This window comes from Lactococcus taiwanensis, from assembly GCF_014905395.1.
Taxonomy (GTDB): domain Bacteria; phylum Bacillota; class Bacilli; order Lactobacillales; family Streptococcaceae; genus Lactococcus; species Lactococcus taiwanensis.
This window is the reverse complement of sequence record NZ_BNDT01000006.1, coordinates 96,543-121,228: the sequence shown is the minus strand read 5'-3', so window position 1 is coordinate 121,228 and position 24,686 is coordinate 96,543. Positions and strand designations below refer to the sequence as shown.

The 24,686-nt window shown below is 38.3% G+C and carries 16 protein-coding genes, 7 tRNA genes and 1 rRNA gene; 23 read left to right on the top strand and 1 reads right to left on the bottom strand.

Annotation, left to right across the window (positions count from 1 at the left end; all coding sequences use genetic code 11):
- Positions 1–533: 533 nt before the first annotated feature.
- From dnaA to JKP71_RS08295, 5 genes are all read left to right on the top strand, one after another.
- A complete protein-coding gene (dnaA, locus tag JKP71_RS08315) occupies positions 534–1,901 on the top strand; it encodes a chromosomal replication initiator protein DnaA (RefSeq protein ID WP_200407670.1) in 1,368 nt (455 codons plus the stop codon).
- A 157-nt stretch (positions 1,902–2,058) separates the two neighbouring features.
- Positions 2,059–3,201, top strand: a complete 1,143-nt coding sequence (gene dnaN / locus JKP71_RS08310) for a DNA polymerase III subunit beta (protein ID WP_200407669.1) — start codon at positions 2,059–2,061, stop codon at positions 3,199–3,201.
- Positions 3,202–3,307: 106 nt separating this feature from the next.
- Positions 3,308–6,610: an ATP-dependent nuclease subunit B gene (gene rexB / locus JKP71_RS08305; RefSeq protein WP_200407668.1), complete on the top strand. Its 3,303-nt coding sequence runs from the start codon at positions 3,308–3,310 to the stop codon at positions 6,608–6,610.
- The gene (gene addA / locus JKP71_RS08300; protein WP_200407667.1) at positions 6,603–10,208 is read left to right on the top strand and encodes a helicase-exonuclease AddAB subunit AddA; all 3,606 of its coding nucleotides are present in this window, start codon (positions 6,603–6,605) and stop codon (positions 10,206–10,208) included. The genes rexB and addA overlap by 8 nt, the downstream gene beginning before the upstream one ends.
- A 41-nt stretch (positions 10,209–10,249) precedes the next feature.
- The gene (locus JKP71_RS08295) at positions 10,250–10,450 is read left to right on the top strand and encodes a DUF951 domain-containing protein (RefSeq protein ID WP_200407666.1); all 201 of its coding nucleotides are present in this window, start codon (positions 10,250–10,252) and stop codon (positions 10,448–10,450) included.
- Between the two features lie 7 nt (positions 10,451–10,457).
- Here the strand turns inward: JKP71_RS08295 and JKP71_RS08290 are convergent, their stop codons facing one another.
- On the bottom strand, positions 10,458–11,015 hold the full coding sequence (locus JKP71_RS08290; RefSeq protein WP_200407665.1) for a helix-turn-helix domain-containing protein: 558 nt from the start codon (positions 11,013–11,015) through the stop codon (positions 10,458–10,460).
- A gap of 239 nt (positions 11,016–11,254) precedes the next feature.
- Between JKP71_RS08290 and ychF the strand changes: the two genes are divergently transcribed.
- The 18 genes from ychF (at position 11,255) to JKP71_RS08200 (ending at position 24,539) form a co-directional block, all read left to right on the top strand.
- The gene (ychF, locus tag JKP71_RS08285) at positions 11,255–12,367 is read left to right on the top strand and encodes a redox-regulated ATPase YchF (RefSeq protein WP_075526137.1); all 1,113 of its coding nucleotides are present in this window, start codon (positions 11,255–11,257) and stop codon (positions 12,365–12,367) included.
- Between the two features lie 514 nt (positions 12,368–12,881).
- Positions 12,882–13,448: an aminoacyl-tRNA hydrolase gene (gene pth, locus JKP71_RS08280; protein WP_075526136.1), complete on the top strand. Its 567-nt coding sequence runs from the start codon at positions 12,882–12,884 to the stop codon at positions 13,446–13,448.
- Positions 13,449–16,934, top strand: a complete 3,486-nt coding sequence (mfd, locus tag JKP71_RS08275; protein WP_200407664.1) for a transcription-repair coupling factor — start codon at positions 13,449–13,451, stop codon at positions 16,932–16,934.
- A gap of 115 nt (positions 16,935–17,049) precedes the next feature.
- A complete protein-coding gene (locus JKP71_RS08270) occupies positions 17,050–17,319 on the top strand; it encodes an RNA-binding S4 domain-containing protein (RefSeq protein ID WP_075526134.1) in 270 nt (89 codons plus the stop codon).
- Positions 17,320–17,341: 22 nt separating this feature from the next.
- Positions 17,342–17,713, top strand: coding sequence for a septum formation initiator family protein (locus tag JKP71_RS08265; protein WP_200407663.1), 372 nt, complete (start codon positions 17,342–17,344; stop codon positions 17,711–17,713).
- The gene (locus JKP71_RS08260) at positions 17,710–18,000 is read left to right on the top strand and encodes a S1 domain-containing protein (protein WP_075526132.1); all 291 of its coding nucleotides are present in this window, start codon (positions 17,710–17,712) and stop codon (positions 17,998–18,000) included. Before JKP71_RS08265 ends, JKP71_RS08260 begins: the two co-directional genes overlap by 4 nt.
- Before the next feature lie 246 nt (positions 18,001–18,246).
- Positions 18,247–19,566 carry a serine hydrolase gene (locus tag JKP71_RS08255; protein ID WP_200407662.1) on the top strand — a complete coding sequence of 440 codons (1,320 nt, stop codon included), beginning with the start codon at positions 18,247–18,249 and terminating at the stop codon, positions 19,564–19,566.
- The gene (gene tilS, locus JKP71_RS08250; protein ID WP_200407661.1) at positions 19,563–20,834 is read left to right on the top strand and encodes a tRNA lysidine(34) synthetase TilS; all 1,272 of its coding nucleotides are present in this window, start codon (positions 19,563–19,565) and stop codon (positions 20,832–20,834) included. Before JKP71_RS08255 ends, tilS begins: the two co-directional genes overlap by 4 nt.
- Complete coding sequence (hpt, locus tag JKP71_RS08245; protein WP_200407660.1) at positions 20,815–21,366, top strand: hypoxanthine phosphoribosyltransferase; 552 nt, start codon at positions 20,815–20,817, stop codon at positions 21,364–21,366. The genes tilS and hpt overlap by 20 nt, the downstream gene beginning before the upstream one ends.
- Before the next feature lie 172 nt (positions 21,367–21,538).
- Entirely contained in the window at positions 21,539–23,611 is a 2,073-nt protein-coding gene (gene ftsH / locus JKP71_RS08240; RefSeq protein ID WP_075526128.1) for an ATP-dependent zinc metalloprotease FtsH, read from the top strand.
- A gap of 227 nt (positions 23,612–23,838) precedes the next feature.
- Positions 23,839–23,910 (top strand) — tRNA-Glu (locus JKP71_RS08235).
- A 5-nt stretch (positions 23,911–23,915) separates the two neighbouring features.
- Positions 23,916–24,005: transfer RNA gene (locus JKP71_RS08230), tRNA-Ser, on the top strand.
- A 10-nt stretch (positions 24,006–24,015) separates the two neighbouring features.
- Positions 24,016–24,089 (top strand) — tRNA-Met (locus JKP71_RS08225).
- Positions 24,090–24,096: 7 nt separating this feature from the next.
- Positions 24,097–24,169: transfer RNA gene (locus JKP71_RS08220), tRNA-Phe, on the top strand.
- A gap of 14 nt (positions 24,170–24,183) precedes the next feature.
- Positions 24,184–24,254 (top strand) — tRNA-Gly (locus JKP71_RS08215).
- Positions 24,255–24,268: 14 nt separating this feature from the next.
- Positions 24,269–24,342: transfer RNA gene (locus JKP71_RS08210), tRNA-Ile, on the top strand.
- Positions 24,343–24,344: 2 nt separating this feature from the next.
- Positions 24,345–24,460: ribosomal RNA gene (rrf, locus tag JKP71_RS08205) — 5S ribosomal RNA — on the top strand.
- A gap of 5 nt (positions 24,461–24,465) precedes the next feature.
- Positions 24,466–24,539 (top strand) — tRNA-Asn (locus JKP71_RS08200).
- Positions 24,540–24,686: the final 147 nt, after the last annotated feature.

The following is a 24,686-nucleotide window of genomic DNA, read 5'->3' as shown; positions in this document are numbered from 1 at the left end:
TCGTTCGCTTTTGAATTCTTTGTATCCGTTTGCTTTGTATGCCACGACTCACTTTACCTTAAGCAATCTTTTTTCAAAAAGAAAGGCCTCTTCTCAATTGAAGAGGCCTGCTCAGTTACGGTTAGTCTTCATCAAATAATATCGCTTTTTACTTGATTTGTGTTTATTTAATAGTAGAAAACGAAAAAGTTTCTCATTTGAGCTCCTCAATCATAATTATAGCTTATTATGCCCTTTCCACAATATCGTTTTACTTTGTATAAAAGTTGTGATTAAACCCCTCTACTTTTTTCCCTATCCACAGAAAAAAGACTCTTGTTTTAACTTTTCTACTTCTGTGGATAACTATATCAATCGCTGTTGTTGTGCTATTTCCAACAGTTATTTTTTCAAGTTTACACACTTTCCACAAAAATGTGAATAACTTTTTCAAGTGGTGGAAAACTTTCTTTTTGAAATATCAACAGACTGTGGAAAAATAGAGATTGAAATGATATAATGAGTTATCAACAAACTAAAAGTAAAGGAGTATTATGGCATCCCCTAATGATAATCAAAAGTTTTGGGCTCGAGTCACTGAACTTGCAAAGCAGAGTATCGGAAAGCAAGCTTACGACTTTTTTATAGAACCTGCTCAATTGATGTCCGTTGAGCAAGATACCGCCAATATCTTACTTGATAGCGGAATGAAAAAAGATTACTGGAAAAAACAGTCTGATTTGATTACCACTGCTGGTTTTGAAGTCTTTGGACGTCTTATTGATTATGTCCTTTATGCGAACGATGAATTAACAGATTTAGAGCTTCAACGTCTAAGTAATCAATCGGCTCCTTCTCTCGAAACTCCAAGTGATAATAAAGCTACTCTACCTATGGTCAGCGGACTCAATGAAAAATATAATTTTGAAAATTTTGTTCAGGGGCCTGGTAACCGTTGGACTTTAGCTGCAGCCATTGCAGTTGCCGATAAACCAGGTGATACTTACAACCCCTTATTTATCTATGGTGGAGCAGGCCTAGGTAAAACCCACTTGATGCATGCGATTGGAAATCAAATCTTAACAGACAACCCAACAGCTAAAATCAAATATGTTTCTTCCGAAAATTTCGTGAACGATTACGTGAATGCAACCCGCAAAAATCAAATGGAAAACTTTGAGAACACGTATCGAAATCTAGATCTTCTCCTCTTAGATGATGTTCAGTTTTTTAGTGATAAAGAAGGAACAAAAAATGAATTTTTCAATACGTTTAATGCACTTTATGATAAAGGATCTCAAATTGTTCTGACTTCTGACCGTATCCCGCAAGAGTTAAATAATCTGGAAGATCGTTTAGTATCCCGCTTTTCTTGGGGACTAACTACTGATATTACAGCTCCTGACTACGAAACACGAATGGCTATCCTCTTAATAAAATCAGAATCAAGCCACCTTGAATTTCCAAGTGAAACCTTATCTTACATTGCCGGACAAATTGATTCAAACGTCCGAGAGTTGGAAGGAGCACTTAACCGCGTAGAATTTGTTGCACGCGCTAACGGTGTTTCTGTGGTAGATATTGAAACAGCAAGCCAAGCCTTACGCTCTTTAAAAAATGCAGCCCAACAATCTTTATCTAACTTGACGATTAAAAAAATTCAAGACGAAGTGGCTAATTATTATCATATCTCGTTTTCAGATCTTATAGGCCCTAAGCGTCCGAAAGAAATTGCTTTTCCAAGACAAATCGCTATGTACCTTGTTCGTGAATTGCTCGGAACAAGTCTTCCTGCAATAGGAAATGCCTTTGGAGGACGGGATCACACAACTGTGATGTATGCCTATAAGCAAATTTCAGATAAAATGAAAAATGATATGGAAGTTCAAAAAGATATTGATAGTATAAAACGCAAATTTTAGGCTTGTGGAAAACTCTAAGAGTTATAAAACGGTTGTTCTTATTTTATCCACAGGGTAAATGTCCTGTTTTCTAAGCGAATTTCTCTTATTAAGGTTATCCACAGGACCTACTACTATTACTATTATATTTATAAAAAGAAATAATAAAAGGAGTCTCATGATTAAATTTTCGATTAATAAAAATGCTTTTCAAAATGCTTTAAAAATTACTAAGCAAGCGATTGGTTCTAAAGTAACTATTCCTGCTCTGACAAAGTTGAAAATTGAAGTAGAAGAAAACGGGATTACTTTGATTGGTTCTAATGGACAAATTTCAATCAAAAACTTCTTACCCGTAGATAATAAAGATGCAAGCATGCTCATCTCAGGAACTGGCTCTGTTTTGTTAGAAGCAGCTTTCTTTGAAAATGTAGTAAGTCAACTGCCCGAAGTTACTCTGGAATTTACTGAAAAAGAACAAAAACAAGTCTTGTTAACTTCTGGCAAGTCAGAAATCACTTTAAAGGGTTTGGATTCCGAAATTTATCCGCACTTACAAGAAATTTCTGAAGGTGCCTCTTTAAAAATGAAAGTTAAAGCACTCAAAGAAATTTTTACTGAGACCGTCTTTGCTGTAAGTACACAAGAAAATCGTCCGATTTTTACAGGGGTCCATCTGGAAACATTACCCACTGGTGAACTAAAGGCCGTGGCAACGGACTCACATCGAATGAGTCAACGTTTGCTTCCCTTGGAACATTCAGAGTTAAAATTTGATGTGATTTTGCCAAGTAAATCAATTAATAGTTTTAAAAATGTTTTCACAAATGATGAAGAAGAGATAGAAATATTTATTAGTGGAAGTCAAATGCTTTTCCGAAATGAAACGATTAGCTATTACAGCCGCTTAATTGAAGGAGCATATCCAGATACTAATCGTTTAATTCCTAAAGAGTCGGATTATACATTAGATTTAGTATTTGATGCTGCGCAATTACGTCATACCATGGATCGTGCTCGTTTACTTACGGTTATGACAACAAATGGAACAGTAAAATTATCGGTTTCAGGTGATTCAATCATTACCACAGCAAATTCACCTGAGGTTGGGTCTGTCCATGAAGAGCTGACAGCCTTGTCAAAAGAAGGAAATGACTTATCAATTAGTTTTAATCCTGAATACTTAATTGATGCCTTGAAAGTGATTAAAGCACCAGAAGTGCGCATTCGCTTTATTTCAAATGTCCGTCCCTTTACTTTGCAACCTCGTAACGAAGCAGAAGGATTTATTCAATTGATTACACCTGTACGGACAAATTAAAAATTATGAGGCTTTAGTCGCTGGATTTTCTACTGATGGAGCTGTCAGTGAGCTAAAAAATTAGAATTTGTTATAATGGACTTAACGAAAGTTAGGTCTATTTTTTATGGAAATTATATATACAGAAATTACTCAAGATTTGACAGCAGGACTTTTGGAAGTCGCGCTCCAAGAACTTGCAGCAAAGCGAAAGGTCTATTATATTGTCCCTTCTTCCATGTCTTTTGAAAAGGAGAAGGAAATTTTAGAGCGTCTTGCTCATGGAAAGGACACTGCTGTTTTTGATTTAATGGTTACAAGATTTAAGCAACTGCCCTATTATTTCGATAAGCGAGAAAGTACCACTGACAAAGTTGAGCTAGGTTCTGCTGGTTTTTCAATGCTCTTTCGGCGTGTCCTAAGAAGTTTTTCAAAAGAAGACTTACCGCTCTACTATTCCATGCAAAACTCAGCAGGCTTCTTAGAACTTCTTGTTCAGCTACGAACGGAGCTTTTGACAGCCAATTTAACAGCAGATGACTTACCAGTAAATCCCAAAAATGAAGAATTAAAAAAAATATTTTCACGTTTTGAGAATGAATTAGACGAAGAATACGCTAATTTTTCAGAATTTAGTGATTTTACCCAGCGAATTGCGCAGGGGGAATTTGATACAGTTCTCCAAAATGCTGTTTTTGTTATTGATGGTTACACACGGTTTTCTGCAGAAGAGGAATTTTTTATCTCAACAGTGCAAAACCGACTGGCGCGTCTTATCATGGGAACTTATGCTGATGAAAAGTCACTGACCAGTCTGTCAGAGAGTATCTATACAAATGGTGTCGAACTGATCCAACATTTTCGTGATAAATTTGGAGCTCAACTGACCAGATATCATGGAAAAGATGTCAATGAAGTTTACAGTAAGTTGACAACACTGATTGATCAGGATAGTCGTTTTGTTATAAGTGATGAACCAATCAAAATTACTGATGATGATAGTGCACATTTTAGAATTTGGGAAGCTGAAAATCAGACTGCTGAAATAGAGCGAGTGGCCAAAGAAATTCGTCAGAAAATCTCGCAAGGGATACCCTTTAAGGACTTTACAGTATTAGTTGGGGATGTTTCGGCTTATGAGATTCCTGTTAAAGAGATTTTTGACCTTTATGAGATTCCTTATTTCTATGCACAGGAAGAAGCGATGAGTCAACATCCGCTCATTGTCTTTTTTGAGAGTCTTTATGCAATCAAAAAAAATAATTACCGTCCGGATGATGTTGTTAATTTATTAAAAAGTAAAGTTTACAAGATTGACAACTTAGAAGAGGAAGTGATTGACCAGTTTGAATATTATGTTCATAAATTTAAAATTTCTGGACACAAAAGATTTACTGAGGAGTTTACTGAAAGTGAATTTAGTGGGTTAGAGTCGGTCGATACTTTACGTGAATTGCTACTTGGAGCTCATTCTCCCCTTCAGCATTTTTTGACCACTAACCAGAAAAAAACGGGAAAAAATTGGGTCAAAGAACTTCGCAAATTTTTGGAAGAAGGAAATGTAATGGCCGAAATGAACCATTATTTTTCAGAAGCTGAGGCACAGGGCGATCATCAACTCGCAGATCGTCACGAACAAGTGTGGCGTCTCCTCTTAACCGTTTTAACTGAATTTGAAGCTGTTTTTTCAGCTGAAAAGATGAAGAATATCGAATTTCTCGATATCCTGTTAGCGGGTCTAAAGAATGCAAAATACCGCCAAATTCCAGCCAATGTTGATGTTGTCAAAGTACGTGACTACGAACTGGTTGAACCACAAACTAATAAATATGTCTATGCCATTGGTTTAAGTCAAACTAACTTTCCTCGAATAAAGCGAAACTCGACCCTTTTAACAGATGAGGAGCGTGCTGAAATCAATGCGCATACAGCAGATCATCAGTTTATTGAACAACTCAATGTTCGCAATTACCATAAAAATATGTTTACCGTGCTATCCTTGGTCAACTCTGCCACAAAGAGTTTGGTAATGTCTATGCCACAGATTATGGGCAACGAACAAGGGGAGCTCTCACCCATTTTTCAACTTTTTGTGTCGCACGCTGAAGGCAAAGTTATCAATAAAATTCAAAGTGTAAACTTACAAGAAGGCATAGAGCACGTTGCTAACAGCCGGGCAGTGATTGCTATGATGGGAAAAATCGAACGTGCGCTCCATGAAAATGAAGAAGGAGTCAAGGATAAACGGGCCTTTTGGTCCAGTATTTTTCGATTACTTGTCAAGGAGCACCCTGATTTTCAAAATATTTTAATAAGTGTAGATCACGATATTGAAACAGAAAAACTTGCTCCAGAAACACTTGAAAAACTCTATGGTGATAAGATTTATGCCTCTGTCAGCAGCTTTGAACGTTTTTATAACTGTGAGTACCAGTACTTTTTAGAAAATACGTTGGGGCTTGAAACCTTTGAAAATATTGACATTAACTCTAAAATTGTTGGTAACTTTTTCCATGAGGTATTTGAAAAAGTCATGCAACTGACAGAGCTGTCAGTAGATAATTTTGATGAAAAATTGGGTACTGTTTTACAAGAGGTTGATAAAAATTACGCTCGTTATTTTACACAAGATGCCACTGCTCGTTTTACATGGGTTAATTTAGAAGAAATTGTACGACAAACTGCTCGGATGTTAAAACGGACTGTGGAAGCTGATGAGTTAACCACTTTACTGACGGAAAGTAGTTTTGGCTTACCGAAAAGTGAACTCGGTCAATTTTCTATAGAAGAGATTTATTTGCGAGGACGGATTGACCGAATTGATCAACTCTCTTCTGAGCGACTAGGCGCTGTAGACTATAAATCGAGTGCACACAGCTTTAAGTTACAGGATGCTTATGATGGCTTGAGCCTACAGTTTTTAACTTATCTTGATGTTTTGAAAAAAGCTTTTCCGCAGCAAAAAATCTGGGGCGCACTCTATTTACAATTTAAAAACCAACCTCTTAATCTGAATGAGGTCAATCATTTATCAGAAATTGCGTTGCTTTTAAATCAAGCGATGCGCTATGAAGGGCTGTTGTTGACTGATGCTGTTGCTGATGTACAGAAAGTTGATAGTATTGCAATCAAGAAGAATAATCTGTATAGCCCTGAGGTTTTTGATGAACTTTTGCAGATGAATGAGCAGCATTATAAGAATGCGGGCAAGCGTCTAAAATCAGGTAAAATTGCCATTAATCCTACCATGAAACGATCTGAAGGAATAGATAAATCAGGGAATATTCAGGGATGTCGGTATTGTCCTCTTAAGTCAATCTGTCGTTTTGAAGCAAATGTGCATATGCAACAGCATACACGGGAAATAGGACAAAAATCAGCCGCCGAGATTTTAGCAGAACTGAAAGGGGAAGCCACAAAAGATGAGTGAAATACAGTTAACACCAGAGCAGTTTGAAGCTATCCATAGCTCTGGTAAAAATATTTTAGTTTCAGCAAGTGCTGGTTCAGGGAAGACTTTCGTGATGGCTCAGCGCATTGTTGAGAAAGTCAAACAAGGGGTTGAAATCGACCATCTTTTTATCTCGACCTTCACAAAAAAAGCTGCGAGCGAATTACGCATGCGTCTAGAAAAGGATTTGAAAAAAGCGCGAGCAGAAAGTAAGGATGTGCACTATCAAAGGTTGACAGGAGCTTTACAAAATCTTGCGAATGCAGATATTGGAACAATGGATAGTTTCACCCAAAAACTTGTAAAGACTCATTTTAATCGAGTAAACATTGATCCTAATTTTCGTATTCTTGCTGATCAAACGGAGAGCGATTTAATCAAACAGGAAGTTTTTGAGCGTCTGGTAGAAGAGTACCTTGCAGCAGATCACGAACAAAACATTCCCAAAGAAAAATTTGAGCGTTTGATCAAAAATTTTTCCAAAGATCGAAATATTTCGGGATTTCAAGAAGTCGTTTACAAGGTTTACAGGTTTATAACCGCCACAGAAAACCCCACAAAATGGTTAGAAGATCAGTTTTTAAAAGGTTTTGAGACATATCAGCAGCTGACAGATCTATCAGTAGATACTCATGGACTCATAAAAGAAAAGTTATTATCTTTTTTTGAACTTTTAGAAGCAGCATTGGATAATGGAGTGATAGCCAAAAAAGGGGTTGGTCGTGATAAAGCGAACATTATCTTAGATAATAAAAACGAACTCTTAGAAGCTTTAATCAATCAGGAGTTTACGACTTTTTCTGAGCTTTTTCTGACCTTGGATACTGACATTCGAGTTGGTACTTCAAAAGATGAAAATATTTCCGTCTTAAAAAAAGAGTTTTCTGCACTTAAACAAGAGTTGGTAGGTTCAAATAGTAAACCGGGGCTGATTAGAGAGTTCGTCAATAAAATCAAACATGCGGAACTTATACAAAGGTATCAACCTGAAGCTTTTGATGTAGCGAAAGATTTACAGCGCTTCATGCTTCATTTTTATCAAGCATATCTTGAACGTAAAAAGATTGAAAATGCTTTTGAATACTCTGATATTGCGCATTTTGCTATAGAAATACTGGAAAATAATCCGGATATTCGTGAGGAACTGCGTCTTTATTATGAGGAAATCATGATTGATGAGTACCAAGATACCAGTCATACGCAAGAGCGAATGTTGGAGCTTCTCTCAAACGGACACAATCTTTTTATGGTGGGTGATATTAAGCAATCCATTTATGGATTCCGCTTAGCTGATCCAAGCTTATTTTTAGAGAAGTATCAAAGTTATGATCAGGAAAACGACCCTAATCAACTGATTCGCTTGAAAGAGAATTTTCGTTCTCGTGGTGAGGTGCTCAACTTTACAAATGTTATTTTTGAGCATTTGATGGATCAGGATATTGGTGAAATGACCTATGGTCAAGCTGAAAAGCTAATCCAAGGAAATACCACAGATTACCCTACTCAAGCAGAGCAAGAATTTTATCCAGAGCTCTTGTTATACAATGAGACTAAAGAAGAGGAGTCTACTGAGGAGAATGGGGAAAATCTTTCTGATGGAGAAATCAGAGGAGCAGCTCAAAAAATACAGCATTTGATTCAAAAAGGGGTTCAACCCAAAGATATTGCGATATTGGTACGCTCAAAATCAAATAATAATAAAATTGAGGATATACTTTTAAGTTATGACATCCCCGTAGTTTTAGACGAAGGTCGTGTGGATTTTCTAAAATCAATTGAGGTTTTAGTCATGCTAGATGTTTTACGCGCCATTGACAATCCTCTATATGATTTATCTCTTGTGGCCACCCTGCGTTCTCCTCTTTTTAATTTCAATGAAGATGAATTGACAAAGATTAGCCTGCAGGGGGGAAGAGAAGTTCGCTTTTGGGATAAGTTAAAGCAAGCACTTACTCTAACAGGGCAAAATCCTGAATTAATCGACGGAGCCTTCTCCAAAAAGCTGAAGTCCTTCTATGATAAGTTTACAGAATGGCGTAAACTTGTCAACCAAATTTCAATTCACGAACTCCTTTGGCGAATATATACAGAAACCTACTATTTCGACTATGTGGGAGCCTTAAAAAATGGTGAAATGCGACAGGCAAACCTTCAAGCTCTATCAATAAGAGCTGAATCTTACGAAAGCAGTGGCTATAAAGGACTCTTTAAATTCATCAGATTGATTGATAAGTTTATGGAACAAAATAATGACTTGGCTTCTGTAAATATAAAATTACCTCAAAATGCGGTACGTGTGATGACTTTTCATAAGTCCAAAGGATTAGAGTTTGACTATGTTTTTCTGATGAATCTTCAGTCGCGCTTTAATAGTCGTTCGCTGCAAGAAAATGTAATTTTAAGTCGAAAAAATGGGTTGGGCATGAAATACGTGGCAGATTTGAAAAAAGAGCCAGAAGTCGTCACTGATTTCCCATATGCTCTCGTTCGGATGGAGACTTTCCCTTACATGGTAAATCAAGAGCTTGAACAGAAGGCGACACTTTCTGAGGAAATGCGCGTGCTTTATGTTGCCTTCACAAGAGCAAAGAAGAAATTGTATTTAGTCGGAAAAATAAAATCTACGGATAAAAAATCAGGGCTTGATCTTTATGATACAGCTGTACTAGAACAGAATATTCTCTCAGATAAATTCCGCAAGTCAACACGGGGTTTCCAACACTGGATACTTGCTCTGCAAGCAGCAACAAACCTCCCATTGAAGATGAATATTTATACAAAAGATGATATTGCCTCGCCATCTTCAAATCTTTTAGGCCATCCTGATTTTAAAAAATTGGTAGAAGAAGCAACGAATTTTGATCAAATCATGGCATTTTCGGAAGAGATAAAAGCGGCCCAAAAAATTATGACTTACCAGTATCCACATCAGGCAGCGACAGAGTTGTCTAGTATACAGACTCCTAGTCAAGTCAAAAAAAGGAGTTATGAAAAGCAGCTAGCAGTTGGAGAGGTACAACCGAGTAGTGAATTTATCCGATCTAAGCGTCTCGACTTCAGCGCCTTTGATGAGCATCAAGTGACAGCTGCTCAGATTGGTTCGGCAATACATACTTTCATGCAATATGTTGACTTTTCACATCCCGATTTATTTAGTTTTCAAAGCACTTTAGACGAGATGGGATTTGTTGAGGAGATAAAAAATCAGATTGATTTAGTCAAAATTTTGACGTTATTTGATACTGAACTTGGGAAATTTTTAACTGAGAATGTCGCAAATACAAAAAAGGAAGCACCATTTTCGATGTTAAGGACAGATGAATACGCTGAAGAACAATATATTGTTCGAGGAATTTGTGATGGTTTTGTGCAGCTGGAGAATCGGATTGTTCTTTTTGATTATAAAACAGATCGCTTTACAACTGCTCAGGCTATCCCAGAAATAAAAAATCGTTACCAAGGTCAAATGGAACTTTATGGAGAAGCTCTGCAAAAAGCTTACCAAGTCAAGGAAGTTGACAAATATTTAATATTATTAGGCGGACCAAAGCAAGTATTTGTGGAAAAATTGGACTGAAAAATTACTGACCAGAAGGTCAAAAACATCAAGGAGAAAATATGGTAGATTATCAGCTGCATTCCATTGTGGAAATGAAAAAGCCTCATGCTTGTACCATAAAGGCAACAGGTAAAAAGGCTAATGCTTGGGAAATTACTCGTCTTGGTGCGGACATTCGCATTCAGTGTACTAACTGCCATCACGAGGTAATGATGAGTCGTTACGACTTTAATCAGAAAATTAAAAAAGTGCTCAATTGAGCACTTTTTAGTTATAGAGAGATTTAAGATTAAATTTGAGGTATTGAATAAGTCCATTGTAAAGGACTTTAGTAAAGCGCCAAATATAGCGTCCCAAAACTATGACAAGCATACAACAGAAAATTGCCATGAGCCATTGCCACCAAGCGTACCCAGCAACACCTGTATTACTGATAAAAGTGATATTCGGATTGTGTGTGAAGGTCCCAATGATCATTAAAAGGGGTGAAATCAGCAGGGCAGCAAGCAAGCTATACAGCGCAGCAAGTAATAGTGCCACGGCAACGATAAGCCATACTCCAATAACAAAATTAAAGGCAAGTACGCCTATGCCTGCTAAAATATTGAGATGCTTCTTACGTTTTCTGGGGTTAATCCCTGCACATAGTGCTGCTAAATCTGTTTGATAAAGCGCTGCTAAAGCAATCAGAGTTTCCAGATTTGGCTCTGTTTTGCCCGCTTCCCAACGTGATATAGCTTGGCGGCTAAAATAAAGTTCTTTAGCAACTTGTTCTTGGGTTAAATTTTGTGCAAGTCGTGCAGCTTGTAAGTTTTCTCCGAGCATTTTGCTACCTCCTGAGTTTCTGTCTACATTATTAACTAAAATCCTAAGAATAGCAAGGCTTGTAGAGCAAAATAAGAGCAACATTTTGTAGCACATTGGATTTTAGAGAAAAAAGTGGGAAAAAGGTGTAAACTTGTAAAGTTCTAGTTTTAACAGGAGCGACTAGCCGTTTATTGTCTTTTTTGACGATTTACAGTATAATTAGAACTAATTAATCTTAATTTTGGAGAATATAAAACATGGCTTTAACAGCAGGTATCGTTGGTTTACCTAACGTAGGTAAATCAACTCTTTTTAATGCAATTACAAAAGCAGGCGCAGAAGCTGCAAACTATCCTTTTGCAACAATTGACCCAAATGTTGGGATGGTAGAAGTACCAGATGAACGTTTAAACAAGTTAACAGAGTTGATTAAACCTAAGAAAACTGTTCCGACAACTTTTGAATTCACAGATATTGCTGGGATTGTTAAAGGGGCCTCACGCGGAGAAGGTCTAGGAAATAAATTTCTTGCCAATATTCGGGAAGTAGATGCCATCATTCATGTGGTCCGTGCTTTCGATGATGAAAATGTAATGCGTGAAAATAATCGTGAAGGTGAATTTATTGATCCCATGGCAGATATTGAGACCATTAATTTGGAATTAATTTTAGCAGACTTGGAGTCAGTCAATAAACGTTATGCGCGCGTTGAAAAGATTGCCCGCACTAAAGATAAAGATGCAGTGGCGGAATTCAATGTTTTGCAAAAAATCAAACCTGTCCTTGAAGATGGAAAATCAGCTCGTACGATTGAATTTGACGAAGATGAAGCAAAGGTAGTCAAAAGTTTGTTCTTGTTGACCACGAAACCTGTGTTGTATGTGGCGAATGTTTCTGAAGATGAGGTGGGTGAACCAGACAATATCGAATATGTCAAACAAATTCGTGAATTTGCAGCTACTGAAAACGCTGAGGTTGCTATAATTTCTGCGCGTGTTGAAGAAGAAATCTCCGAGTTGGAAGATGACGAAAAAGCTGAATTTTTAGAAGCCATTGGGTTACAGGAGTCTGGTGTTGATATGTTGACGCGTGCTGCCTATCATTTACTAGGTCTTGCTACTTACTTCACAGCAGGAGAAAAAGAAGTTCGTGCTTGGACTTTTAAACGCGGCATGAAAGCGCCACAAATGGCTGGGATTATCCACTCGGACTTCGAAAAAGGCTTTATCCGCGCAGTGACCATGTCTTATGAGGATTTGATTAAATACGGCTCAGAAAAAGCCGTTCGTGAAGCTGGTCGCCTGCGTGAAGAGGGGAAAGATTATGTCGGCCAAGACGGAGACATCATGGAGTTTCGCTTTAACGTGTAAACCATTGTAAATTTAAATATTGCGCCATTTTGGTGCTTTTTTTAAATTCTAAAGTTGCTGACAGCTTCGTCAGTAAGAAAGTGCCAGTTTGCAAGGTAAGATATGTTATAATAAATGCAGTCGCTGATTTCTAGAAATCAGCCTTTTGGCATTTTGTCAGCTACTGCCCCTCCCCGTTTTTCATTTTGACAATGTGGTGCATGATGGCGATCGGAAACGGTCTGAGTAGGATAATTTCATCATTGAGGACACTTTGTGTGTTCGCTTTACAAGCTTGTTGACAGTTTGATTTTCCTGGATTTATCGGAAATTTTCTTGAAATATCGACTCATCAAGCGGTATATTAGACAAAAATTGGGACTGGAAAACGCCAATTATCAACCAAGTTTACAGATGCTCAGGCAAATGTTCATCTGGCAAAAAATTGACCATAGGGATCTGATTGAGGTTCAACCGCATCTTATCGTGCTACGGAGTAAAAGCCAAATCAAGAAATTTATAGAAGGATTTAAAAATGACAAAAATGATTGTAGGCCTGGGAAATCCAGGTGATAAGTACGACAAAACCAGACACAACATGGGTTTTATGGCGCTGGATTTGCTGGCCAAAGAGCTAAATGTTGAATTTCGTGAAGAAAAAACGTTTATGTCCTTGGTCGCATCGACTTTTATTAATGGTGAGAAAATGTTTCTCGTGAAACCTTTGACTTTTATGAATGAGTCAGGTCGAGCAGTAGCACCTCTTTTGAAATATTATAATCTTGACCCAGCAGATTTGACGGTGATTCATGATGATTTGGATTCGCCAGTCGGGCGTGTACGTTTACGGCAAAAAGGTTCGTCTGGTGGTCAAAATGGTATCAAATCGGTCATCACTCATGTCGGGACGCAAGCATTTAACCGAGTTAAAATCGGTATTGGGCGTCCGAAAAATGGGATGACGGTCGTTAATCATGTTCTCTCACGTTTTGACAATGCAGACAAAGAAATCGCTCAAGACGGTATTTTCAAGGCGGTAGACGCCATGAAATTCTATATTGAAAACGGTGATTTCCAACAAACGATGAATAAATTTAACTAGATGAATATTATTGAATTTTTTGACCAAAATTGGCAGTTACAAAAATGGCAGCAAGGCTTTTCCAAACGAGAGCGTACGCTACTGACAGGGTTGTCAGGAACCGCTAAAAGTTTGGTTATGGCCAATGCTTATGAAAATGTCCCTGACAAGTACATCATTATTACGGATAGTCAATTTCATGCCAATGAGCTGTATGATGAGTTATCAACGCTCCTTGGTGAGGAAAAAGTTTATCAATTTTTCTCAGATGATAATGTTTATGCGGAATTTGCCTTGGCTTCCAAAGATCGTGTGGCTTATCGCTTAGAAGCACTGAATTTCCTGTTGGATGAAGCGGCAACTGGCTTTTTAGTGGTACCGTTTTTGGCAACACGTAGTCTCTTGCCCCATCCAGATAATTTTTTGGAAAACTATCTTTTACTGACAACTGGTGACGAATATGACCTGAAAAATTTACTGACCATGCTGTCAGCAGCTGGTTACGAAAAAACGCAGCGCGTGATGACGCCGGGGGAATTCTCTATTAGAGGGGACATCGTGGACCTCTATCCTTTAGATGCCGCAAATCCTGTGCGCTTAGAATTTTTTGGTGACGAAGTAGATACTATTCGCACTTTTGATGTCGATAGCCAACGCTCACTTGACAGCTTAGAAACGCTTGAAATTTATCCTGCTAGCGATTTTATTTTATCGGATAAAGAGTTTGACAAGGGTGTAAAAGCTTTGCGCACACAATTAGATTTACTGACAGAGCCGTCAGCAAAATCCTACATGGAAGAAGTCATCTCAGCAGCAGAAAATCATTATTATCACAAGGATTTACGAAAATTTGCTGCTTATTTTTACGATAAGAACAATTCACTCTTAGATTATTTTCCAAAAAATGTTCAGATTTTCATTGATGATTTCCAAAAAGTCAATGATGCCAATAATAAATTAGAAATGGAATTGGCGGATTTTATCTTGTCTGAAAAGACTATGGGACGTGGTCTTGATGGACAAGTTTATCTTGTAGATACGATGGCTAAGGTACGTAATTACAAACCTGCCACTTTCTTTTCAAATTTTCAAAAGGGACTAGGGAACCTGCGCTTTGATCAGCTTTATAACTTCAAGCAGCATTCCATGCAGCAGTTTTTTGGACAGTTAGAACTCTTTTACACTGAAGTCGAGCGTTTTGTTAAGCAAGATTTCACAGTTGTCTTAGCCGTTTCTTCTGAAAAATTAAGAAAATCTCTTCTTGAACTGGATCTTAAGTTCTATGAAGTTGACAATGAAAATTTACAGGTTGGAAAGATCAATCTGATTGATTTACAGTTGGCTAACGGTTTTAATTTTCTTGATGAAAAACTTGTCGTCATGACCGAGCAGGAAATTTTTGGGAAGATGCGCAAGAAAAAAGCGCGCAGACTCAATATTACCAACGCAGAGCGACTAAAAGACTACAATGAATTGGCAGTCGGCGACTTTGTGGTCCATAAAAACCATGGGATTGGGAAATATCTTGGTTTACAGACCCTTGAAGTGGGTGGCATGCACCGTGATTATCTGACCATTCAATATCAAAATGGTGATACAATTTCTGTACCAGTCGATCACCTGGATTTGCTCAGCAAGTATTCCGCAGGTGAAGGCAAGACCCCAAAGATTAATAAGCTGAATGATGGACGCTGGCGTAAAACCATGTCAAGTGTTTCCAAGCAAGTGGAAGATATTTCCGATGATCTTATCAAACTTTACGCTGCTAGACAGGCTCAAAAAGGCTTTGCATTTTCGCCAGATGATAGCAACCAAGAGGAATTTGATAGTGCTTTTGCTTATGTGGAAACCGAGGATCAGTTGCGATCGGTCAATGAAATCAAACAGGATATGGAACAAGAGCGTCCAATGGACCGATTGTTAGTAGGTGATGTCGGATTTGGTAAAACTGAAGTGGCTATGCGTGCGGCTTTCAAAGCCATCAATGACGGTAAACAAGTCGCTATTCTTGTGCCAACGACCGTGCTTGCAGAACAACACTTTAACAACTTTTCTGAGCGCTTTATTAATTTTGGTGTCAATGTTGAGGTGCTCAGTCGTTTTCAAACGAAGGCGCAACAAGCGGAAATTTTAGCCAAGTTGAAAAAAGGTCGGGTAGATCTCATCATCGGCACACACCGCTTATTGTCAAAAGATGTTGAATTTTTTGACTTAGGTTTGATGATTATTGACGAAGAACAACGTTTTGGTGTCAAACATAAAGAGCGACTAAAGGAGTTGAAAACGCAGGTTGATGTATTAACACTCACTGCAACACCTATTCCTCGGACCTTACATATGTCCATGCTGGGAATTCGTGATTTGTCAGTCATTGAAACGCCACCTACTAACCGTTACCCCGTTCAGACTTACGTTATGGAAACGAACTATGGTGTGGTTCGAGATGCAGTTTTGCGAGAGATTTCACGCGGTGGACAGGTTTACTATGTTTACAATAGAGTTGACACTATTGAACAGAAAGTTTCCCAGTTGGAAGAGCTGATTCCAGAGGCTCGGATTGCTTCTATTCATGGGCAAATGACTGAAATTCAGCTGGAAAATACCTTGCTTTCGTTCATTGCTGGTGATTATGATGTACTCGTAGCTACTACCATTATTGAAACTGGAGTTGATATTCCAAATGCTAATACGCTTTTTATTGAAAATGCGGACATGATGGGCCTATCACAACTTTACCAATTGCGTGGGCGTGTGGGTCGTTCTAATCGAGTTGCCTATGCTTATTTCATGTATCGGCCTGAAAAAATATTATCTGAGGTATCCGAAAAGCGTTTGGAAGCGATAAAAGGTTTTACAGAGCTGGGTTCTGGTTTCAAAATAGCCATGCGTGACCTCTCGATTCGTGGGGCAGGAAATCTCTTGGGTGCTGAGCAATCTGGCTTTATCGATTCCGTCGGTTTTGACCTTTACTCACAACTGCTTGAAGAAGCTATTCATAGTAAATTAGGCACCCAAAAACAAAAAAGGACGACAAATGTAGAGATAAGTTTGGGATTGGATGCCTTTATTCCAGGTTACTATATCGCAGATGAACGGCAAAAAATCGAAATTTATAAACGTATTCGCCAGATTGATAGCCGTAGTATTTATGAAGAACTGCAAGATGAGTTGGTGGATCGCTTTGGTGAATATCCCGATGAGGTTGCCTATCTTCTCGAAATTGGTCTTTTGAAGCACTTTGCAGATAACGCGCTAGTGGAAAAAATTGAGAAAACGCGTTTTGAGGCAATTGTTACTATGGATCGTTCAGCACATACCATGTACGATCCACAAGAATATTTCCAAGCTTTAGCAAGCACTACAATGAAAGCTTCTGTGGGAGAAAAATATGGGAAAATGACCTTTCGCTTTAAGATTGACCAGCGTAGTACGGTCGTCCTAATGCGAGAGTTGATGAACTTTATTGAAAGTTTGTCGGCTCTGCGAGATACGCATGAAAAAAGTTAAAAACTTACTGACGGCTTGGTCAGTAAAAATTTAAAGCTCTGTCAGTGCTGACAGAGCTTTAATTATTATAAGTAAAGCCATTTTCAAACAAAATGAAATATGTTATAATCAAGCCATGAGATTAGATAAGTTTTTAAAAGTTTCGCGCCTGATTAAACGTCGTCCGGTCGCGAAAGAAGTTGCTGATAAAGGTCGTATTAAAGTGAATGGAAAATTGGCCAAGTCCTCTACGGATGTCAAATTTAATGACCTTATTGAGATTCGCTTTGGTAATAAGATAGTTGAGGTCCGAGTTGCAGAACTTAAAGAGTTCACACGCAAAGAGGATGCGGACAAGATGTATGAAATGATTAGCGAAACACGCATTCAGGCAGAAGAAGAATAAGACAGCGCCTTGGGAGGTTTTAATGGCTAAACACGTGATTCAATTGAATAATGAGTTTATTCAAAATAAAAATAGAAAAGCTGTAGCACCAGTACCTAAACGTAAACATTTAGGGCTGATTTTAGTCGTTGCTATTCTATTGTTTAGCTTGGCAAGCATGAGTTTGATCAAATCTTATGAAAATTTGCAAAAACAAGTTGTTTTAGAGCAAAGTGCCAAAAAACAATATGATACTCTGTCAAAAGAAGTCGCAACGAAAAAAGAAGAGATAAAAAAACTTCAAGATGCAAATTACTTGCAAAAATATGCTCGTAGTCAAGACTATTCTCAGAGTGACGAGAAAGTTTTTAACACAAACAATCCTCTAGTCGATGGAGACGGGACAAGCCAATGATTGGAAAAGTTGAGCATATCACAAGATTTGGACTGTTTGTGACTTTTTCTACTGACGACACTGTCAGTAAAAAAACAGGACTGATGCGCTGGTCAGCATTACCCAAAGGGCATCCCAAATACCAGATTGGGGACTTGGTTTCGTTTGAGATTTCTAAGGAGCATACTGACGGAAAAATTGACTTAACATACCTAGACGAGGATTTCAAAAGTATTTTTGGACAGTTTTTAGAAGAAACTGAACACCGATTAGAAAGCCTAAAAGCAGTAAATAAGGATTTAAGATGAGCCTGAAAGAGGACCTTCTTAAGTACAGGCGGTTAGTTAATCGTTATGAAAAAAGGGAAAGACATGGCTTAAGAGCCTGTCTTTTCACGTATTAAAAAAAACAGACAGCGCTTTGAAGGTTTCAAAAAGAGAAATAGTTATAAAATAAATTTTTCGATGGAGTTGAGCCAGCTAGGAGTATACACTCCTAGCCACTGTCTGCAGATTTACAGTCTGCTTATTAAGAGTTGAACAAGGTTTTAAAACATGCAAAAAATGAAAGATAAATTTAATATTGCAGTGATCTTAGTGATGGTGTTCATGCTAATTCCTAGCTTTTTTGTGTCCCTTCATTCGCAAAAATCAACCAATCATTCACTCAGTAAAACAAGTAATACGGTTGTTGCAGATAAAGTGACCCCTGAGGATTATTGGACAACAGTGCCCCAACGACCAGTTGCACTTAAAACTATCAAAGTCTATAGTGATGAGAACTTGTCGAAAACCGTTGGCGAGATCAGTGCCCGTACTCAATTAAACTTAACTGAGCTTAAAAATCAAGCCTTCAAAATGAAGGATGGAAGATATATTGCTGCTTCGAAGGCGCAGATTGTTTCGGATGTCCCACTTTCTCGGAAAAAGGTAACAACTCCTTTATATACCACCAAGCGTGTCAACGTATTTTACAGTCCGGTGACCACTTATGACCAAGAAGTTTTAACAACTATCTCAGGAAATCACCAGTTCGTTGCTGATAAGATTGCACAAACTTACTGGGGAAGTTATTATGAGATTGCTCTAAGTAATGGTCAAAAAGGTTGGGTCTCCTCAGACGATATTTCTTTAGTAAATCCCAAATTACAGGAGGTTCAAACCTTACTGCAAAAGAAATACAAGGATAAAAAGTACTCGATTTATGTAAAGGAACTCAATGACAATAGTTATACAGCTGGTGTAAATGAGGATGAGAAGATGTATTCGGCAAGTCTTTCTAAACTTCCGATTTTATACTGGACTCAAAAAAGATTAAACGAAGGATCAGCTTCTCTAGAGGATCAGTTGCTTTATCGCACTGCTGTCAATACTTTTTACGGGAGTTATAAGCCGGCTGGAACTGGAAACTTGCCTAAAACTGCGGACAATAAGAATTACAGTTTACAAGATGTGATTAATCGTACCGCAAAACTCTCTGACAATGTTGGGAGTAACTTACTGGCTTATTATGAAACAGATCAGTTCAGTACTAGTTTCCAGGATGCTATTACACAGATAGCGGGTACACCATGGAATCCTAAAGAAAGAGAAGCATCAGCGAAGATGGTAGGTAAAGTACTGGAAGCTCTCTATAATGAAGGAGGGGCATCATTTAATGCACTCTTTAACACCGCTTTTGATGATGTAAAGATTCGCGCAGGGGTTCCTAAAAACATTCCTGTTGCGCATAAGATAGGAGGGGCAGGTAGTGATAATCATGATGCGGCGATTATATTTACTGAGCAGCCTTACCTCTTGGTCATTGAAACAGATGGGGCTACGGATGAACAAATTCAAACAATTTCCCAAGAGATTTATGAGGTCATGAAATGACACCAGCAGAAAAGAAATTTTTGAAAATCGTTACTGAAGAACATTATTTTGATCAGCATCATAAAGTTCTGATAGCCTTATCTGGCGGTCAGGACTCAATGACGTTATTCAATTGGTTATATGCCTTTAGAGAAACCCTAGGTATTACCTTAGGAATTGCGCATATTAATCATGGTTTACGTGCAGAATCAATAAAAGAAGAGCGTGCGATTAGAGAATTAGGAAATGATAAACAAGTTCCTGTCTATGTTGACAAGTTTACAGGAGAGTTTACTGAAAAAAAAGCACGAGAATTTCGGTATCATTTCTTCGAAAAAATAATGAGTACAGATGGCTACACTGCTCTAGTAACAGCTCATCACCGGGGAGACATCGTAGAAACGGTATTAATGCGGCAAATAAGTGGAAGAGGACTACGAAGTTTACAAGGCATAGAGCCACGTCAACCTTTTGGCTTAGGAGAATTAATCCGACCGCTTCTTCGGTTTGAAAAAAAGGAACTTGACGCCCCCATTTTCTTTGAGGATGCAACAAACAAAGGGACGGATTATTTACGGAATCGGATTAGAAATCAACTCATTCCCGGCTTGACCCAAGAAAATCCTCAATTCTCTGAAGCAATACTCTCGATGACCGACGAAATTAGGATGTCTTTCTCCATTATCCATGATAAAATTGATGAATTAGATATTTTAAAGGATAAAATTTCTCTCTCTAAGTTTTTAGCTCAAACTGAGGCTTTGCAACACTTCATTTTACAGGAATATTTTACTCAATATCCAAGTATCCAAATAAACAAAAAGCAATTCCAGCTTCTCCTTCACATTATTAGAAGGCCCCAACAGTATAAAGGAGAGCTTAATAAGTCTTTCGAGTTCATTAAAACTAAGACGGTCTTTTATCTCCGACCCAAACTACAAACTCAACTAGAAAATCTCCTTGTGTTGTCAGAAAATCCTAAAGATTCCAGTTTCATGGAAGTCGCCCTCCCAATAGAGGGCGAAATTGAGATTCGAAAAAGAAGGCCAGGTGATGTGATTTTGATTAATGGCCATCATAAAAAATTGAGGAAATTTTTTATAGAATATCAGGTTCCACTAGAAAAACGTGAGATGCCTTTAATCTTTGTAGATAAGATGCTTTATGCAATAGTCGATGTGGCATGCTCTGATTTGAGTAAAGCTGCTAAAAATGATAAAATTAAAAGAATATTATGGGTTAAACCCAGTGTAAGAGAGGAAACACACCATGCTCGAAAAAAATCTTGATAAGACAATAGAAAAAGTACTGGTTTCAGAAAAAGAAATTATTGAAAAATCCAAAGAACTTGGTGCAATATTAACAAAGGAATACGAAGGAAAAAATCCTTTAGTATTAGGAATTCTACGAGGCTCAGTTCCTTTCTTAGCGGAACTTATCAAGCATATTGACTGTCACCTTGAAACAGATTTCATGACCGTGTCAAGTTACCATGGTGGGACAAAATCTTCTGGAGAAGTGAAGTTGATTTTAGATGTCGATACGGCTGTCAAAGATCGAGAAATTCTTATCGTTGAAGACATTATTGATACGGGCCGTACCCTTAAATATCTGAAAGAACTTTTGGAGCATCGTGGAGCAAATGTAAAAATTGTGACGCTTTTAGATAAACCTGAGGGGCGTATTGTAGAAATCAAACCAGATTATTCTGGCTTTACTATTCCTAATGAATTTGTGGTCGGCTTTGGTTTAGACTATGACGAAAATTATCGTAATCTCCCTTATGTCGGTGTTCTCAAACCAGAAGTTTACAAAAAATAAAGGAACAATAAATAGAGTAATAGAGTTTTTCTCAGACTAAAGTATGAAAAGGACTCTGACCAATACTTACTATTAGCATTCCACTAGGAAATGTGCTATAACTAGTTATGGACTGTTATTGATTTTTAAATAAGACAAAATTGATGACAAATAAATAAAAGATAAGGTAAATATGAATAACAACAAACAACCAAGACAAGGAAATTTTGTAAAAAATATCTTGATGTGGGTGATATTGGCAATTGTTGTTGTCGTCGGTTTTAATTTCTTCTTCGGTACAAATCATGCCAATGTGGATAAAATTAGCTATTCACAATTGATGACTAAACTTAGTGATGATGATATTAAAACAGTCACAATGCAGCCTTCAGATAGTCTGATCACTGTTACAGGTGAATATAAAAAACCTGTAAAGGTCGATAATGCGGCCAGTTTTCCCCTTTTAGGAAATTCTACAACAGAAGTTAAGCAATTCCAAGCTTACATTATCCCAACAGATAGTATCATCAAAGACTTGCAAGATACTGCCAAAAGCAATGACATTAAAGTCAATGTCATTCAAGCTTCTTCTAGCGGCATGTGGGTTCAAATTCTCTCTTATATCGTCCCAATGCTCCTATTTGTGGGTATTTTCTGGTTGATGATGGGTGGAATGAATCGTGGCGGAGGCGGCGGTGGAAATCCGATGTCCTTCGGTAAATCTCGTGCTAAACAACAAGATGGTAAAACATCAAAAGTTCGTTTTGCTGACGTTGCTGGTTCTGAAGAGGAAAAACAAGAGCTTGTAGAAGTTGTTGATTTCCTTAAAAATCCGAAAAAATATCATGATTTAGGAGCTCGTATCCCAGCAGGTGTTCTACTTGAAGGCCCTCCAGGTACAGGTAAAACATTGCTTGCTAAGGCTGTTGCCGGTGAAGCAGGAGTTCCTTTCTATAGTATCTCAGGTTCTGATTTCGTTGAAATGTTTGTCGGTGTCGGTGCCTCACGTGTCCGTGACTTATTTGAAAATGCGAAGAAAACTGCACCATCAATTATCTTCATCGATGAAATTGATGCCGTTGGTCGTCAACGTGGCGCAGGTCTTGGTGGTGGTAACGATGAACGTGAACAAACCCTTAACCAATTGCTCGTTGAAATGGATGGTTTCCAAGATGATGGGAACTCAGTAATCGTTATTGCTGCAACTAACCGTTCAGATGTACTTGACCCTGCGCTTTTACGTCCAGGTCGTTTTGACCGTAAAGTTTTGGTCGGAGCTCCAGATGTTAAAGGTCGTGAAGCAGTTCTTAAAGTTCATGCTAAAAACAAACCTTTAGCAAGTGATGTTGATTTGCACAATGTTGCTACACAAACTCCAGGCTATGTCGGAGCTGATTTGGAAAATGTTTTGAATGAAGCTGCACTTGTTGCCGCCCGTCAGAATAAGACCGAAATTAACGCTGCTGACATTGATGAAGGAATGGACCGTGCAATGGCTGGTCCAGCTAAGAAAGATCGTATTCAATCCATGCGCGAACGTGAAATCGTGGCTTACCACGAAGCAGGTCACGCTATTGTTGGACTCGTTCTTGAAAATGGTTCTACTGTCCGTAAAGTTACCGTTGTGCCACGTGGACGTATCGGTGGTTACATGCTTGCTCTTCCAGATGAAGAAATCATGCAACCAACAAACTTCCACCTCAAAGATCAACTTGCCAGCCTTATGGGTGGACGACTTGGTGAAGAAATTGTCTTTGGTGTAGCTACACCAGGGGCATCAAATGATATTGAAAAAGCTACTCAAATTGCTCGTTCAATGGTTACCGAATATGGGATGTCTAAGAAACTTGGTATGGTATCTTATGAAGGAGATCATCAAGTATTTATTGGCCGCGACTATGGTCAAACTAAGACTTACTCAGAAGCAACTGCTGTTATGATCGATGATGAAGTGCGTCGTATTCTTGGTGAAGCTTATGACCGTGCTAAAGAAGCAATTGAAACACATCGTGAGCAACATAAAGCAATTGCGGAAGCTTTGCTTAAATATGAAACACTTGATGCGAAACAAATCATGTCACTCTTTAAAACAGGTAAAATGCCTGATGAAGCAGCGGCAGCAGAAGTTCCAGAACCAAAAACATTTGAAGAATCTCTCAAAGATGCAAATGCGAATGTTGAAGATTTCTCAAATATTAACATCTATAATGGTGAAGAAGAAAAAACAGACTCTAAACCAGCGGAAGATGCGGAAGATAAGGAATAAACATAAAAACAGCCCAATAAGGCTGTTTTTTTATGTTTTAGAGTAAATGGTCTAGTTTATTCTTGACAAAAACTATTAATTTGATATAATTAAATAGTTGTCGTTTGAAACAACACTTTCCCTAGGATACACAAAAGTAGTTGCAAAAGTAAACATAGTTTATTCTTGACAAATGCTAAAAATAGTGTATAATAGAAAAGTACTGTTTGAGACAGCACAAAATATATGGTCCGTTGGTCAAGGGGTTAAGACACCGCCTTTTCACGGCGGTAACACGGGTTCGAATCCCGTACGGACTATATCTGGAGGATTACCCAAGTCCGGCTGAAGGGAACGGTCTTGAAAACCGTCAGGCGTGTAAAAGCGTGCGTGGGTTCGAATCCCACATCCTCCTTTATAATTATCGCGGGATGGAGCAGCTAGGTAGCTCGTCGGGCTCATAACCCGAAGGTCATAGGTTCAAATCCTATTCCCGCAATTTGTTTGGCTCGGTAGCTCAGTTGGTAGAGCAATGGATTGAAGCTCCATGTGTCGGCGGTTCGATTCCGTCTCGCGCCATTACATTTTACTACGCGGATGTAGTTTAATGGTAGAACCCCAGCCTTCCAAGCTGGCTACGCGAGTTCGATTCTCGTCATCCGCTTAACTTAATAATTTGGGAGTTTAGCTCAGTTGGTTAGAGCACTGTGTTGATAACGCAGGGGTCCCAGGTTCGAATCCTGGAATTCCCATATTTGGTATTTATTGCATAGGAGATATACCTGTTCTCATGTCGAACACAGAAGTCAAGCCCTATCGCGCCGGAAGTACTTGGGGGTTGCCCCCTGGGAGATAAGGTCGATGCCAAGTTGTATTGCGGATTAGCTCAGTTGGTAGTAGCGCATGACTGTTAATCATGATGTCGTCAGTTCGAGTCTGACATCCGCAGTTAGTAAGATCACCTAAGGGTGATTTTTTTATTGGCTTAACTTATTTCTATGAAATCTTGACACAGAAGAACGTGTCAAGATTTTTATTTACTTCAAAGTTGTTAGCGGTTACAATGTATTTATAGTAAGTATAATATAAGGAGCTT